Here is a 14,042-nt window from a genome sequence, read left to right as displayed (position 1 = left end):
TCAGGCGATCGCGTACTCCGGATTCTGTGAGGTGAGATCGTCCAGCCGCGTGGTGTCGGCCCCCTGCAAGGAGAACAGGGCGATCACGGCCTTGGGCGGGAGCTTGGTGAACAATCGCAGCACCCGGGGCATGGCCCATGCCGCTGCAGCGCTCTGCGGCACCAACTGCTGCAGGGTGCTCGGACCGACCTTGCGGGACTGCCTGATCGATGGGCCCATCACACGCTCGGTGTTGGCGAACGCGCTGACGTGATAACCATCGGCCAGCGCCAACTCGTTCGCCAGGACGTACGCCCCGACGATCGCCAGGGCCGTGCCGCCGCCGACAGCCGGTCCGGGGGAGTATGCTGCATCGCCGATCAGGGTGACGCGACCGTGTGACCAGGTGTTCATCCTGATCTGGCTGATCGGGTCGAAGTAGAAGTCGTCGGCCGTCGCGGCAGCGGCCAGCGGGAACGGCAACAGCGCGGGATCCACATCCCGGTAGGCATCCTGGACGAACTCGACCTGCCGTGCGGTGTCGCGATGAGGGATGCTCGGGGCCTCCGGGTCCCGGAAGATCATCAGCGCGCGGGCATCGGTCCCGTCGTCGACGCTGTAGGCGAACGAGGCGCGATCCCGCTCGGCATACCCCACCACCGTGTCGGGGTCGAGCCGTGCGGAGTTCGGATGGGTGAAGACCGCCAAGAAGGCGCCCAGGTCATGTCGGAACCGTTCCTCGGGCCCGAAGGTCAGTCGCCGGACGCCGGAGTGGAGGCCGTCCGCGCCGACCACCAGGTCGAATACGCGGTCGGCCCCATGCTGGAAGGACACCAGGACCCCGCGACAGGCTTGGGGGTCGGAACTGTCGTTCCCGGGACGGATGCCAGGGCCAGTGGTGTGGTCGCGTAGCGCGGTCACCTCATCTCCGAACAGGTACTCCACATCGTCGTACGTCTCATCCTGGAGGATGTTGATCAAGGCGTCGCGTTGGATCTCGACATGGTCGTCAGCGATCCGGTCGCTCAGCCGGGACATGGTGAGGGGGCGGCCGCGTCGTCGGCGGAAGGTCATGCGGCCGCGCTGCACCCTGGCGTCCTGGACCTTGTCCCACAGGCCCATCCGCTGGATCACTTCGCTCGACACCCCGGCGATGTCGACGGCGTGGCCACCGGTTCGCATCGGACCGGCCCGGCGCTCCACGATCGTGGGAGTGGCACCGTTGCGGGCCAACCAGTGGGCGAGGACGGGGCCGGCGATGCCCGCCCCGGAGATCAACACTCGAAGCCTCATGTCAACAAGGTTACTTGCCGACCGGCTAGCTATCCAGTGGCCCCCCGCCCTTCCACGCAGCGACACCCCATAGCGCAATCGACACCCCCTACAAGGGGCGTCGATTGCACTACGGGGTGTCGCTACGAGGAGAGTCAGCTCGCGGCAGGATGGGCCCATGGCGAGCTGGGTGCTGCACGTCGACATGGATCAGTTCCTCGCGGCCGTCGAGGTTCTCCGCCGGCCCGAACTGGCAGGCCGTCCCGTGGTGGTCGGCGGTCGTGGTGATCCGACCGAGCGGGCGGTCGTGGCCACGGCATCGTACGAGGCCCGTGCGTACGGTGTCCGCTCGGGAATGCCGCTGAAGACCGCCATCCGCAAGTGTCCCGATGCCGTGTTCCTGCCGGTCGATTTCCCCGTGTACGAAGAGAAGTCGGCTGCGGTGATGGATGCGTTGCGGGCCTACCCGGACACGGTCGTCGAGGTGCTCGGTTGGGACGAGGCGTTCGTCGGGATCGATGCCGACGACCCGGTACCGACGGCGCGCGGTCTGCAGGCCGCGGTGTTGGCGGCTACCGAGTTGCACTGCTCGGTCGGCATCGGCGACAGCCTGGTCCGGGCGAAGATCGCCACCGACTTCGGCAAGCCTCGCGGGCTGTTCGTACTCACTGCGGACAACTGGCTGGAGGTGATGGGGGATCGGCCGACGCAGGCGCTGTGGGGTGTCGGCCGACGGATCTCGCTGCGCCTGGCCGCACTCGGAATCCACACCGTCGGCGAGCTGGCAAGAGCACCCGATGATGGCCTGGCTCGGGAGTTCGGACCGAGCACCGGACCGCACTTGGGGAACCTCGGCCGCGGGCTGGGCCGGACGACCGTCGACGACACCCCGTGGATCCTCCGGGCCCATGGTCACGAGCAGACCTACCAGCACGACCTCACCAGCCCCGACGAAGTCGCTGCAGCGATGCGGGCGCTGGCCGACCAGGTCGTCGCCGACCTCCGCGCTGAGGGCCGTCCCTGTCTGCGGGTCCACCTCAAGGTCCGGTTCGCTCCGTTTTGGACCGTCACCCGCATCCGCAAGCTTCCCGAGCCCACGTACGAGCCGGATGTGATCACCGCGACGGCGTTGGACCTACTGGCCCGACTCGACGACGATCGGCCGATCCGGCTGCTCGGCGTGCGCGGTGAGATGGTGCCACCCGCCGGCGGCTACGACCGCTGATCCCTCATCCCTCCCCGCAGCGACACCCCGTAGCGCAATCGACACCCCCTACAAGGGATGTCGATTGCGCTATGGGGTGTCGCTGCGGAGGGAGGGGACGGGAGGGAGGGGAGGGCGTCAGCTGAGCATCGCCCGGTCGTCGAAGGTCGCCCCCTTGACCTTGCCGAACTCGGTCAGCAGATCCTTCACGGTCAGCCGCTGCTTCTGCTCGGCGTCGGCGGTGAACACGATGCGTCCCTCGTGCATCATCACCAACCGGTTGCCCAGGCGCAGCGCCTGCTCCATGTTGTGTGTCACCATCAAGGTGGTCAGCCCGCCGGAGGAGACGATGCGGTCGGTCAGCTCGGTGACGAGTTGGGCGCGCTGCGGATCCAACGCCGCGGTGTGTTCGTCCAGCAGCAGGATGCGGGGCTGGGTGAAGCCGGCCATCAGCAGGGACAGCGCCTGTCGCTGGCCACCGGACAGCAGCCCGACCTTCGCCTTCAGTCGGTGCTCCAGGCCCAGTTCGAGCAACTCCAGTTCGGTGGCGAACCGCACCCGACGCGAGCGGGTGACGCCCCAGCCCAGGCCCCGGCCCTTGCCCCGCTGCAGCGCCAGCGACAGGTTCTGCTCGATGGTGAGGTCAGGGGCCGTCCCGGCCATCGGATCCTGGAAGACCCGGCCGACGAAGCGGGCCCGGCGGTGCTCGGGGAGCCGGTTGACCACCGTGCCGTCGATCCGGATCGTGCCCGCGTCCACTCCAAGGCGTCCGGCGATCGCGTTCAGCAGCGTCGACTTCCCGGCACCGTTGGAGCCGATGACGGTGACGAAGTCGCCCTCGGCGAGATCGAGGCTGAGGTCGACCAGGGCCCGTCGTTCGTTGACCGAACCCGCGAAGAACGTCTTGTCGATGCCTTCGACGGTGAGCATGATCAGCCACCTGCCTTCGTCGGCGGGGTCGCCGCGGCAGCCGGCGGGTCGGCGGGCACGGCTGTCGCGTTCGCCTCGGCGTCGATTTCTGATACGGGGTCCGGTGCCGGTTCCCGTGGGGGCACCCGGCCACCGCGGGTGCGCAGGCTCGGTACTCGCTTGAGGAATCCCCAGCGTGGCAACAGCAGGGCGGCCACGACCAAGATGGCGGTGATGGCCTTCATGTCGTTGGGATCCAGGCCGGCCCGCAGGGCGCCGAAGACGATCAGCCGGTAGAGCACCGCGCCGACGACGACCGCGATGGTGGCCTGGAACAGGAAACGCTGGCCGACGATCGCCTGCCCGAGGATGACCGAGGCCAGCCCGACCAGGATCAGGCCGATCCCCATGCTGATGTCGGAGAAGCCCTGGTACTGGGCGACCATGGCGCCGCCGAGCCCGACCAGTCCGTTCGACAGTGCCAAGGTGAGGATCTTGGTGTTGTCGGTGTTCACTCCGAGGCTGCGGATCATCTGCGCGTTGTTGCCGGTCGCCTGGATCGCCAACCCCAGATCGGTGGACAGGAACCAGTCGACCAGCAGCGTGAGCACCAGCAGGAAACCCAACAGCAGCAGCACGGCCCACCAGGTGCGGCCGAGCCACTGTGCCTCCCGCAGCGGGGTGAACAGGGTGTCCTCCCGCAGCAACGACACGTTCGAGCTGCCCATGATGCGCAGGTTCACCGACCACAGCGCGATCATGGTCAAGATGCCCGCGAGCAGGCCGTCGATCCGGCCCTTGGTGTGCAGGATGCCGGTCACGATGCCGGCGACCAGCCCCGCGCCACCTCCCGCCACGGTGGCCAACACCGGGCTCTGTCCGTTGACGATCATGGCGGCCGCGACGGCGGCACCGGTGGTGAAGCTGCCGTCAACGGTGAGGTCGGGAAAGTTGAGCACGCGGAAGGTCAGGAAGACCCCGAGTGCGACCACCCCGTACAGCAGGCCCAGCTCGATCGATCCGATCATGGGTGTCGGCTACTCGATGGTCCGGTCGGCCCGATCCACGACCGACTGGGGAATCTCGACGCCCATCCGTTCGGCCGCGCCGGGGTTGATCACCAGCTCGAACTCCTTCGACGTCTCGACCGGCGTCGTGGCCGGATCCGCGCCGTCCTTGAGGATCCGTACCGCCATCTCGCCGGTCTGCTGACCGAGCAGGCCGTAGTCGATGCCGACGGTGGCGACGGCTCCGCTCTCGACCGTGCCGGCCTCAGCGCCGACCACGAGGATGTCGCGCTGCTCGGCGATCTGGACCAGTGCGGCGAGCCCGGCCACCACGACGTTGTCGGTCGGGACGTAGATCGCGTCGACGTCGCCGAGTGAGGTGGTCGCCTGTTGGATGTCGGAGGCGTTGGACACGGTGGCCTCGACGATCTCCAGCCCGAGCTCGCCGGCGGCCTCCTTGGCCAGCTCGACCTGCACCTCGGAGTTCACCTCGCCTGAGCTGTAGACGATGCCGACGCGCTTGGCCTCGGGGGCGATCTCGGTCAGCAACTCGAGCTGTTCGGCCACCGGGTTGATGTCGCTGGTGCCGGTGATGTTGGCGCCCGGCGCCTCGTTGGAGCTGACCAGTCCGGCCGCGACCGGGTCGGTGACGGCGGTGAACAGCACCGGGATGTCGGTAATCGCCTGCGCGGCCGCCTGGGCCGACGGGGTGGCCACAGCGAGTACCAGGTCGAAGCCACCGGTGGCGAACGTGGTCGCGATGGTGTTGGCGTTCGGCACCTCGCCCTGGGCATTCTGCTCGTCGTAGGTGAGGTTCTCGCCCTCGGTGTAGCCGGCGGCTGCCAGCGCCTCCTTGAACCCGGCGGTCGCCGCGTCGAGTGCCGGGTGCTGGACGAACTGGCTGATGCCCACCTTGATGCTCTGGCCCCCGGGTCCGCCACCGGTGTCGGAACAGGCAGCCAGGGCCAGTGGCCCCGACACCGCCGCCACCGCGACGGCTGCTTTGAGGAAATCACGGCGTTGCGTCATTGGAAGGCCCCCTTGTGGCATCTGATCAGGTGGCAGCAGCCGGGCAGAATCGACGTGACGACCCGGACCGGCGCCATCGACTCATGCTAGTGCTGATCCCCGCGAGGCGCACGAACTCCCTCCGAACCGGCAGCCCTCCGGGGGCCGAACCAGCCGCGCCCGTCACGACGCCCCGGCTCCTGCGCTCCGCCCCGGCTTCACGCACGTGCAGCTGCGAGGTGAAGCATGTGGTGTGTCGCGGGGGACAGGTCGCGCGGCCGGATCATGGCTCCGCCTGGTCCGGTTCGATCCCGCGGCGCGAGGGGACGAGCTTCAACCCGATGACCGCGCCGATGATGCCGACCAGGCAGACGATCTTGGCGGCCGACACCGCCTCGGTGCCGGTGACCATGGCGTACGTCACGGTCAATGCTGTGCCGATGCCGGTCCACACCGCGTACGCGGTGCCGATCGGGATCTCCTTGAGGGCCCGGGCCAAGCCGATCATGCTGATTGCCCCCGCGACCAGGAACACGATCGTGGGCACGGGACGGGCGAAGCCGTCGGACATGCCGAGCGCGGTCGCCCAGACGGCCTCGAACCCAGCGCTGATGATCAAGATGAGCCATGCCACGTCAGCTCACCACCTTCAGGCCGACGACCGACCCGACCAACAGCACCAGCAACAGGATGCGTGCGATGGTCGGTCGTTCCTGCTTGGTGACGAAACCCCACAACACGGTCAGCGTGGCACCGATCCCGACCCAGACGGCGTAGGCCGTGCCGGTGGGGATCTCCCGCATCGCCCATGCGAGACCGACCATGCTGAGCGTCATCGAAACGGCGAAGACCACGATGGGTCGCCACCGCTTGAAACCGTCGGACGCGGACAGTGCTGCGGCCCAGACGGCCTCCAGCATCCCTGACGCGATCAGAATGAACCACGACATGCCGAACCCTTCCGAGTCAGTCTTGTCGTGTGGCGGGTACTGCTCCCTCGTCCGCGAACCCGATCGCCGGGTTCCACAGGGCACTCTACCAAATCTCGCAGCCCACATACCGCGGCGTATGGTCGGACTCGTGACCATGCACGCCCTCACCATCGCCGCCACCTTCTTGTGGCTGGGTATGGTCCTCGCGATCTCATTCATCGAAGCCCCGTTGAGGTTCCGGGCACCCGGGGTGACCGTGCCCATCGGACTGGGGATCGGCCGAATCGTGTTCCGGGCCCTGAACGTCGCCGAGCTGCTGTTCGCCGTCGTCCGGTCTGCGCCGGCTTGGTGATCGCTCGTCCGGGTCCGGTGCCCACGGTGGCCCTCGGCCTCGCGGTGCTGCTGCTGGCGGCGCAACTGATCGGCATCCGGCCGCGACTCAACCCGCGGACCGATGCGGTACTGGCCGGCGCCCAGGTGCCACGGTCGAGCGCCCACCATGCGTACGTGGCCACCGAGGTGATCAAGGTCGTGGCACTCGTGGTCAGCGGGGGTGCCCTGCTGATCTTGATCAGCTGAACACCCCCGCCGACGAGCGGTCACGCGATGGTGATCACAGGATGGGATCACGCGATGGTGATCACGCGATGGTGATCACGCGATGGTGATCACGCGATGGTGATCACCAGGGCAGCGGCGCCAGGTCGACAGCCTTCCCGGTACGGGCCGACTCCAGCGCGGCAAGGGCAACCGCCAGCGAGCGGTAGCCGCCGCGGCCGTCCACCGGTGGCGGGGTGCCGTTGCGGACGACGTCCAAGAAGGTGGCGAGCATGATCGCGTCGAGGTCAGGTCCGTACGTGAGCCCGAGCGGCCCGCCGGTCACCGCGCTGTAGCCGTCGACGCGCTGGCCGAAGGCGTCCATGGCCGCCATCCCGCGGTCGCCGAATGCCTCCATGGTCAGACCGCCCCACAGGTGCGAGCCCTGGGGCACCAGCCACGACGCGTCGATCGACGCGATCACCCCACCGGGGTAGCGGATCGACACCTGTGCAGCCGTCTCGACACCGGTGTCGGCACCGGGCAACAGCGTGTTGGTGCTGGCGTACACGCTCTCGGCCGGTACGTGGTCGAGCAGTTCGTCGTACAGGTCGGCCAGGTGCACCACGTGGTCGATCAACGCACCTCCGCCGGCCCATGCGGGATCGACGAACCATGCCCGCTGGCCCGCCGGGATCTTGCCGTTGTTGGCGCCGTGCAGGCCACGCAGGGTGCCGAGCCTGCCGGCGCGGTGCGCCTCGAGCACGGCGGTGAAGGTCGGCGAGTAGCGGACCGGGTAGGCGATCATCAGCTGTACCCCGGCCGCGTCGCAGGCGTTGATCATGGCTTCGGCGTCGGCCAGCGAGGTGGCGATCGGCTTCTCACACAACACGTGCGCCCCGATCGCGGCGGCCCGCTCGGTGTCGGTGCGGTGACGGGCGTTCTCCGAGCAGACGATCACCGCGTCCGGCTGCCAGGCCGCGACCTCCTCCCAGGTGTCCACGTAGGCCACGCCGAGGTCGTCGGCGAAGCTGCGGCCCCCGGTCTCGTGCTCGGGGCGGGCGTCCCGGTCCGGGTCGCTGGTCAACAGCTCGATGTCGTCCCGGTCGCGCAGCGCGACGATGTAGGACGTGGCATGGGTGTGGGCGAAAGACAGCACGGCGACCTTCATGCCACGACCTCCTCGATGCTGGGCACCGCAATCGGGGCACCGGTACGGACGGATTCGGCGGCGGCCTCGGAGATCAGCAACGCGGCCAGTCCGTCCGCCGCGGTCACCCGGGGCTCGGGGCCACCGGTCAGCGACGTGTGGATCTCGGCGATCGCCTGGGCGTGCGGCACCGCCGCCATGGGTGTCGACGGCGCGAACCTGCCGCTCCCGTCCTCGGTCGGCAGTTCGTCGAGCACGAACGGCGGGTCGGCCAGGCTGTGGTGGCTGAGGGTGCCGCCGGCACCGGCGATGGTGAACTGGGTGCCGAACCTGGCGCCGCGTCGCCAGTTGGCGGTGCACTCGCTGACCGCACCGGAGGCGTGGGTGAGCACCACGTGGGCATGGGCGGCGGCCTGCGGATCGGCCAGGCTGTCGGTCTCCCGGGCGAACACCTGGACCACCTCGCCGGCGGTCCACCGGGCGAAGTCGATGTCGTGGATCATCAGGTCCATCACGATGCCGCCGCTGGCGACGGCATCGGCGAACCAGCCACGGTCGGGACGGTTCCCGCACCGCATGTGCCGTTGGACCGCGATCTGCCCGAGCTGGCCGGCCCGGATCGCCTGCTCGGCGCTCGCGTACGCCGGGAAGTAGCGGACCACGTGGGTGACGTGCAGCTGGACTCCCGCGGCTCGCGCCGCGGTGATCATCTCGCGGGCCTGCTCACTGGTGCGCGCCAACGGCTTCTCGGTGACCACGTGCTTGCCGGCCGCGAAGGCCGCCATGGCGATCGGATGGTGCGAGGGGGTCGGCGTGGACACGTCGACCACGTCGACCTGGGCCAGCAGCTCGTCGAGACTGCCGACCGACGTCAGGCCGAAGCGTTCACACAACTCGGCTGACCCCTGCTCGGCGAAGTTGATCACCTCGATCCCGAGGTCGCGCCACGCGGTGACATGGGAGGGGGCGATGCCGCCGGCACCGACCAGACCCACCCGTGTCGACGACGTGGTGGGGGAGTCGTGTCCTGGCTGGGACGTCAACATGGAGCTCTTCCTGATCCGGGTCGGAGCCGTGCGCTCCGCAATCTTGCCGCCCTCACTGTAGGAGGCGGGCCGGTCGGGCTAGGCCGGGGGTTCGCCGACGTCGACCCGACAGCCCTGCGGATCGGCGAATGGCACCAGCTCGACCCCCTGATGGGCGCCGAGCTTCTGCACCACACCGTCCAACATGCCCTGGTGCATCGCGCACATCACCTCGGGGTGCTGCGTCGCCGGGCCCAGCAGCGGGCAGGAGCGGAGCAGGATCGTCTCGGAGGTGTCGGCCTGGCTGCGCACCGGGTCGAAGCCCAGGGCGCCGAGCACGTCCACGAGGCCCCGCACGTCGGGCGATGCATCGGAGACCATCTCGGCGTGCCGCTCCGACCACTGCACCCCGAGTTTCCGGGCGGTGTCGGGGTCGCCGTGTTCGACGACGTAGGAGGCCAGCACCCCGACCACGGTGCTCGCCTCATCGGTGCCGTCGACGGCAGACCGGCCGGCGGCGGTCAGTGACCACCCGTGGGCGGGCCGTCCTCGGCCGGTGGGTGGTAGTGGTGCCACGCTCAACAGCCCCATCGAGGTGAGGGTGCCCAGCACCTGTCGGGTGGTGTTGCGGTGGCCCGGTTGATCACCGTGGACCGCCGAGAGGCTCACCTGTCGTCCGCCGAAGTCCGCCACCCGCTGCAGGACGTGGCGACGCGTCGGACTCAGCGGGGTACGGGCCGCAGGTGATGCCGGTCCCGTACGGCCGGCCCGATCGGTCGACCCCCTCCCGGACGCCCTCGGGCGCGGCGACGTGGGGTGCGAGGAACTGGAGCGCGGCATGTGGGGCACACCTCCGAAGTGGACGGCCGGACCATCGATGAATATTTACATGTTAGCCCGTAGGAAACTGGGGGCATGGCTGACCTCCCGCTGACCGACCGTGCCACTCCCGAGCTGGACGCCCGAACCATCCCGCATGCGATCCGACATGCGGCGGTGCTCGGTGTGGCCGACTCGCTGTCCTCGGGAGCCTCGTTCATCCTGGTCGCACCCCACGACCCGCTGCCGTTGCTCGCACAGTTGCGCCAGCGCCACGGCGACGAGATCGGGGTCGAGTACGTGGAGCAGGGGCCCGAAGCATGGAAGCTCCGCCTGACCCGTCGCTGACCCGGCCTGAGCCGTCCCTGACCCGGAACGGCCCGGCACCGACATCGGGCGGTCGCCGGCAGCCCGTGGTCGCCCGCCGTCGCGGTGCGGGCGTCCGCTGGCGGCTGCTGGTGCTGCTGCTCGGCGGGATGAGTCTGCTCGCCGGCCTCGACGCGGGACTGGTCCGGCTCGCGGTGTGGGCCCCGGTCGACAGTGATCGACTCGCGGATCTGCACGGCGTGACGATGGTGCTCGGCTTCTTGGGAACGGTGATCGCACTCGAGCGCGCCCAGGCCCTGCGTCGGACCTGGGCGTTGGCTGCTCCGGCGTTGCTGGGCGGTGGGTCGGTCTGGTTGATCATCGGGCTGCCGGTGCGCAGTGGGCAGCTCATGATGCTGCTCGGCGCGGCCCTGCTGGCAGCGGTGTTGTCGGCGCTGTGGCGGCGTTCGTGGGCGCCGGTGATCATGGCGCAGGTGCTCGCGGCGGGGCTGGCAACCGTGGCCGCCGCCCTGCTGGTCGTTCGACCGGTGACCGACGTGGTGCCGCTGCTCATCGCCTTCGTGGTGATCACCGTCGTGGCTGAACGTGCCGAGCTCGCGCAGCTGTCGATGGGGGAGCGAGCCGTTCCGCATCTCGTGGGCTGGGCGACGACGATCTCCCTCGGCGCCGTGCTGGCGTTGACCGTCGAGGAACTGGGCGGCAGGCTGCTGGGGATCGGTCTGGTCGGCGCCGCCGCGTGGCTGCTGGCCGATGACGTCGGGCGACGGACGGTGCGTACGGCCGGTCAGCCGCGGTTCGTCGCGGTGGCCCTGCTCGCCGGTACGACCTGGCTCGGCATCGGCGGTGCCGGCTGGGTGATCTGGGGCTTCCCGGAATCGACCGAACAGCTCGACATCGCCGTCCACACGGTCTTTCTCGGCTTCGCCATGTCGATGGTGATGGCGCACGCACCGACGATCCTGCCCGCCGTGCTCGGACGCCGGTTCCCGTACCGAAGTGTGCTGTGGCTGCCGTTGCTGGTGCTGCAGGTTGCGTTGGCCGTACGGGTGGTGGCGGCCGCGGCGTCGCTCGCCGCCGGGTGGCAGCTGGGCGGGGTGCTCACGGTCGCGGCGTTGGTGATCTTCGTCGTGACCGGAGTGGTGCTGGTCGCACGACCGGGGGCAGCGGCAGACACCACGGTGACGGACACGCAGGTGACGACGAGGGGTCGGGGGGATTCGGCATGAGAGGTGGCCGGCAGCCGTTGCGGGACCATCCGTTGTTGCTGTGGCTGGTCGCCGCAGCGGTGGTGGCGCTGGTGCACCGATGGGTGCCGGAGGCGACCTGGTTGATGATCCATCTGGTGCTGTTGGGTGCGATGAGCCACGCCGTGATGGTGTGGAGTGCGCACTTCGCGCGCACCCTGCTGCGTGCCCCGGAGGACCCGGTCGCCCGCCGGGCCGAGAGCGTCCGCCTGTTGCTGTTGCTGCTGGGCGCCGCGGCCGTCCTCGTCGGGGTTCCGACGACGTGGTGGCCGCTGACGGTCGTCGGGGCTGCGGTGGTCGCGATGGCCGTGGTGTGGCACGGCATTGCGCTGTGGCGGGCGCTGCGGCGCGCCCTGCCGGGCAGGTTCCGGGTCACGGTGCACCACTACGTCGCCGCGTCCGCCGCGCTACCGGTCGGTGCCGTGTTCGGTGTGCTGTTGGCCCGGGGCCTGTCCGAGACATGGCACGGTCGTCTCCTGGTCGCGCACTCCCTGACGATGCTGCTCGGCTGGCTCGGACTCACGGTCACCGGAACCCTGATCACCTTCTGGCCGACCGTGCTGCGCACCAGGATGGACGACCGCACCGAAACGCTGGCCAGACAGGCGTTGCCGGTGCTGGTCGGCGCCATCGCCGTCGTGATCACCGGGGCCGTCGCCGCGCTCGTCCCGGTCACCCTGCTCGGCCTGCTGGGGTACGTCGTCGGGCTCGGCTGGGTGGGGCGCGGACTGCTGGGGCCGCTGCGTCGCCGGCCACCACGGGAGTTCGCCGGCTTCTCGATCATGGTCGCCGCACTGTGGTTCCTGGCGGCCATCACCGCAACGGGGGTGGCGGTCGCCACGCTCTCGGACGCCGATCTGGCCGAGCTCTACCCGACGCTCGCCGCGATGTGGGCGGTCGGTTTCGCGTTGCAGTTGGTCACCGGCGCGTTGTCCCACCTGTTGCCGGCCATGATCGGCGGCGGACCGGTGGTGGTCCGTGCCTCGTCGGCACGCTTCAACATCGCGGCCGCAACCCGGCTGGTGGTGATCAACGGTGGCCTGCTGATCTTCCTGCTGCCCGGGGTGTCGGGCTGGGTGCGGGTCACCACGTCATCGCTGGTGCTGGTCGCGCTGGTGTCCTTCCTGCCGATCATGATCGTGGGCATCCGCACGGCGGTCCGCACCAAACGCCGGCTCGCGGAGGACCGTGCGCGTCCGGACTCACGAACCACCGCAAAGGAACCTGCGGACCGGCAACCGGGAGCCCCGGGATCGGTGCCGGTGCTGACCGCCAACGGCTGGATCGCCGGGGTGGTGGCGCTGACGGTGGTCGCCGCGATCGGCGCCGGTCTGGAACCGGGCACCACACCGCAGGTCGTCGAGGCCGAGCCGTCGGGGCGTACGGTCGCGGTCACCGTCGAGGCCCACGACATGCGGTTCGTACCTGACCGGGTCGCGGTCGGGCGGGGTGACCGGCTGGTCATCACCCTGGTCAATCGTGACCCGACGAACGTGCACGACCTGCAGCTCGGCGACAGCACCTCCGAGCGGGTGGGACCGGGGGAGCAGACCGAGCTGGTGATCGACTCGATCGGTGCGTCGATCGAGGGCTGGTGCACCGTCGTGGGGCACCGCGCCATGGGCATGACGTTCGCCGTGCTGGTCGACGACCAACCCGTCGACGCAGGCGGCAACGAACGAGGTGGCGACGGTCAGGGCGTCGGCCACCAGCCGCACCGGGTCGGGACGGAGCCGCTGCAGAGCATCATCGACCCGGTGCTGGATCCAGCCCCCGAGGGCCGGGCGCACCGGGTTGAACTGCGTCTCACCGAGGTGCCGCTGGAGGTGGCGCCCGGGGTGTGGCAACGCCGCTGGACCTTCGGCGGCCACGGGGTCGGCCCGACGCTGCGCGGCAAGGTGGGCGACACCTTCGAGGTGACCTTGGTCAACGACGGAACGATGGGCCACTCGATCGACTTCCACGCCAGTGCGTTGGCGCCGGACGGCCCGATGCGGACGATCGCGCCGGGCGAGTCCTTGGTGTACGCGTTCACCGCCCGCCGCGCCGGCATCTGGCTGTACCACTGCGGAACCGCGCCGATGAGTGCCCATATTGCCGCAGGGCTGCACGGTGCGGTGATCATCGACCCGCCCGACCTGCCTCCGGTTGATCATGAGTACCTCCTGGTCCAGTCGGAGGTGCACCTGTCCGCCGATGGCGGAACCAGCCCGGCCGACGCGCGGGACGTGGACGTACCGGCGGCGATGCGGGCCCTCGAGCCCGACTTCGTGGTGTTCAACGGCATCGCCGGGCAGTACCAGCAGCGACCACTGACGGCCCGGGTCGGCGAACGCGTGCGGGTGTGGGTGTTGGACGCGGGACCCAACCGGGCCACCAGTTTCCACGTGGTCGGTGGCCAGTTCGACACCGTGTTCGCCGAGGGCGCCTACCTGCTCCGAGGAGGTGCCGACGCCTTCGGGACCACCAGCGGCGGTGCCCAGGTGTTGGCCCTGCAACCGGCGCAGGGCGGGTTCGTGGAACTGACGTTTCCCGAGCCCGGACACTACCCGGCGATCACCCACGTGATGGCCGACGCCGAACGCGGTGCCGCAGGTGTCTTCGAGGTGTCACCAGCCCCGTGAACCCG

The 14,042-nt window shown here is 69.6% G+C and carries 15 protein-coding genes and 1 riboswitch; of the genes, 6 read left to right on the top strand and 9 right to left on the bottom strand.

Going from position 1 to position 14,042, the window contains the following annotated elements:
- Positions 1-1,272, bottom strand: coding sequence for an FAD-dependent monooxygenase (locus ACQBAU_RS12980; protein ID WP_465256843.1), 1,272 nt, complete (start codon positions 1,270-1,272; stop codon positions 1-3).
- Between the two features lie 157 nt (positions 1,273-1,429).
- On the opposite strand from ACQBAU_RS12980, the gene ACQBAU_RS12975 reads away from it, so the two are divergent.
- Positions 1,430-2,476 (top strand): DNA polymerase IV, encoded by a 1,047-nt coding sequence (locus tag ACQBAU_RS12975; protein ID WP_465256844.1) that lies wholly within the window; start codon positions 1,430-1,432, stop codon positions 2,474-2,476.
- Between the two features lie 117 nt (positions 2,477-2,593).
- Here ACQBAU_RS12975 and ACQBAU_RS12970 read toward each other — a convergent pair whose 3' ends face one another.
- The 5 genes from ACQBAU_RS12970 to ACQBAU_RS12950 form a co-directional block, all read right to left on the bottom strand.
- A complete protein-coding gene (locus ACQBAU_RS12970) occupies positions 2,594-3,385 on the bottom strand; it encodes an ABC transporter ATP-binding protein (protein ID WP_465257080.1) in 792 nt (263 codons plus the stop codon).
- A 2-nt stretch (positions 3,386-3,387) separates the two neighbouring features.
- On the bottom strand, positions 3,388-4,392 hold the full coding sequence (locus ACQBAU_RS12965; protein WP_465257079.1) for an ABC transporter permease: 1,005 nt from the start codon (positions 4,390-4,392) through the stop codon (positions 3,388-3,390).
- Positions 4,393-4,401: 9 nt separating this feature from the next.
- Complete coding sequence (locus ACQBAU_RS12960) at positions 4,402-5,400, bottom strand: ABC transporter substrate-binding protein (RefSeq protein WP_465257078.1); 999 nt, start codon at positions 5,398-5,400, stop codon at positions 4,402-4,404.
- A gap of 262 nt (positions 5,401-5,662) precedes the next feature.
- Entirely contained in the window at positions 5,663-6,013 is a 351-nt protein-coding gene (locus tag ACQBAU_RS12955; RefSeq protein WP_465257077.1) for a DMT family transporter, read from the bottom strand.
- Position 6,014: 1 nt separating this feature from the next.
- Positions 6,015-6,329 (bottom strand): DMT family transporter, encoded by a 315-nt coding sequence (locus ACQBAU_RS12950; protein WP_465257076.1) that lies wholly within the window; start codon positions 6,327-6,329, stop codon positions 6,015-6,017.
- Between the two features lie 10 nt (positions 6,330-6,339).
- Positions 6,340-6,406: riboswitch (guanidine-III (ykkC-III) riboswitch) on the bottom strand.
- A 53-nt stretch (positions 6,407-6,459) separates the two neighbouring features.
- On the opposite strand from ACQBAU_RS12950, the gene ACQBAU_RS12945 reads away from it, so the two are divergent.
- The gene (locus tag ACQBAU_RS12945) at positions 6,460-6,663 is read left to right on the top strand and encodes a hypothetical protein (RefSeq protein ID WP_465257075.1); all 204 of its coding nucleotides are present in this window, start codon (positions 6,460-6,462) and stop codon (positions 6,661-6,663) included.
- Positions 6,660-6,890, top strand: coding sequence for a hypothetical protein (locus tag ACQBAU_RS12940; protein WP_465257074.1), 231 nt, complete (start codon positions 6,660-6,662; stop codon positions 6,888-6,890). The genes ACQBAU_RS12945 and ACQBAU_RS12940 overlap by 4 nt, the downstream gene beginning before the upstream one ends.
- Positions 6,891-6,993: 103 nt before the next feature.
- Here ACQBAU_RS12940 and ACQBAU_RS12935 read toward each other — a convergent pair whose 3' ends face one another.
- From ACQBAU_RS12935 to ACQBAU_RS12925, 3 genes are all read right to left on the bottom strand, one after another.
- Entirely contained in the window at positions 6,994-8,019 is a 1,026-nt protein-coding gene (locus ACQBAU_RS12935; protein ID WP_465257073.1) for a Gfo/Idh/MocA family protein, read from the bottom strand.
- Positions 8,016-9,044 carry a Gfo/Idh/MocA family protein gene (locus ACQBAU_RS12930; RefSeq protein WP_465257072.1) on the bottom strand — a complete coding sequence of 343 codons (1,029 nt, stop codon included), beginning with the start codon at positions 9,042-9,044 and terminating at the stop codon, positions 8,016-8,018. Before ACQBAU_RS12930 ends, ACQBAU_RS12935 begins: the two co-directional genes overlap by 4 nt.
- Positions 9,045-9,122: 78 nt before the next feature.
- A complete protein-coding gene (locus ACQBAU_RS12925; RefSeq protein ID WP_434548907.1) occupies positions 9,123-9,692 on the bottom strand; it encodes a helix-turn-helix transcriptional regulator in 570 nt (189 codons plus the stop codon).
- A gap of 246 nt (positions 9,693-9,938) precedes the next feature.
- Between ACQBAU_RS12925 and ACQBAU_RS12920 the strand changes: the two genes are divergently transcribed.
- Genes ACQBAU_RS12920 through ACQBAU_RS12910 form a run of 3 tightly spaced genes read left to right on the top strand, consistent with a single transcriptional unit; the run spans position 9,939 to position 14,037 of the window.
- Positions 9,939-10,190, top strand: coding sequence for a DUF2249 domain-containing protein (locus ACQBAU_RS12920; RefSeq protein ID WP_434548908.1), 252 nt, complete (start codon positions 9,939-9,941; stop codon positions 10,188-10,190).
- Entirely contained in the window at positions 10,163-11,395 is a 1,233-nt protein-coding gene (locus ACQBAU_RS12915; protein ID WP_465257071.1) for a hypothetical protein, read from the top strand. Before ACQBAU_RS12920 ends, ACQBAU_RS12915 begins: the two co-directional genes overlap by 28 nt.
- Entirely contained in the window at positions 11,392-14,037 is a 2,646-nt protein-coding gene (locus ACQBAU_RS12910; RefSeq protein ID WP_465257070.1) for a multicopper oxidase domain-containing protein, read from the top strand. Before ACQBAU_RS12915 ends, ACQBAU_RS12910 begins: the two co-directional genes overlap by 4 nt.
- The last annotated feature ends 5 nt before the right edge of the window (positions 14,038-14,042 follow it).

It is taken from the genome of Carbonicoccus niuqiaonis (genome assembly GCF_050157065.1).
Classification (GTDB): domain Bacteria; phylum Actinomycetota; class Actinomycetes; order Propionibacteriales; family Propionibacteriaceae; genus Avipropionibacterium.
The sequence above is the reverse complement of the archived record's forward strand: the minus strand, read 5'-3'. Positions and strand labels throughout refer to the sequence as shown.

What these genes read in the sequence shown, in the direction of transcription:
- ACQBAU_RS12960 (WP_465257078.1), bottom strand. Translation starts at nt 5,400, where the DNA reads ATGACGCAACGCCGTGATTTCCTCAAAGCAGCCGTCGCGGTGGCGGCG.
- ACQBAU_RS12970 (WP_465257080.1), bottom strand. Translation starts at nt 3,385, where the DNA reads ATGCTCACCGTCGAAGGCATCGACAAGACGTTCTTCGCGGGTTCGGTC.
- ACQBAU_RS12930 (WP_465257072.1), bottom strand. Translation starts at nt 9,044, where the DNA reads ATGTTGACGTCCCAGCCAGGACACGACTCCCCCACCACGTCGTCGACA.
- ACQBAU_RS12975 (WP_465256844.1), top strand. Translation starts at nt 1,430, where the DNA reads ATGGCGAGCTGGGTGCTGCACGTCGACATGGATCAGTTCCTCGCGGCC.
- ACQBAU_RS12910 (WP_465257070.1), top strand. Translation starts at nt 11,392, where the DNA reads ATGAGAGGTGGCCGGCAGCCGTTGCGGGACCATCCGTTGTTGCTGTGG.
- ACQBAU_RS12950 (WP_465257076.1), bottom strand. Translation starts at nt 6,329, where the DNA reads ATGTCGTGGTTCATTCTGATCGCGTCAGGGATGCTGGAGGCCGTCTGG.
- ACQBAU_RS12935 (WP_465257073.1), bottom strand. Translation starts at nt 8,019, where the DNA reads ATGAAGGTCGCCGTGCTGTCTTTCGCCCACACCCATGCCACGTCCTAC.
- ACQBAU_RS12915 (WP_465257071.1), top strand. Translation starts at nt 10,163, where the DNA reads ATGGAAGCTCCGCCTGACCCGTCGCTGACCCGGCCTGAGCCGTCCCTG.
- ACQBAU_RS12920 (WP_434548908.1), top strand. Translation starts at nt 9,939, where the DNA reads ATGGCTGACCTCCCGCTGACCGACCGTGCCACTCCCGAGCTGGACGCC.
- ACQBAU_RS12965 (WP_465257079.1), bottom strand. Translation starts at nt 4,392, where the DNA reads ATGATCGGATCGATCGAGCTGGGCCTGCTGTACGGGGTGGTCGCACTC.
- ACQBAU_RS12980 (WP_465256843.1), bottom strand. Translation starts at nt 1,272, where the DNA reads ATGAGGCTTCGAGTGTTGATCTCCGGGGCGGGCATCGCCGGCCCCGTC.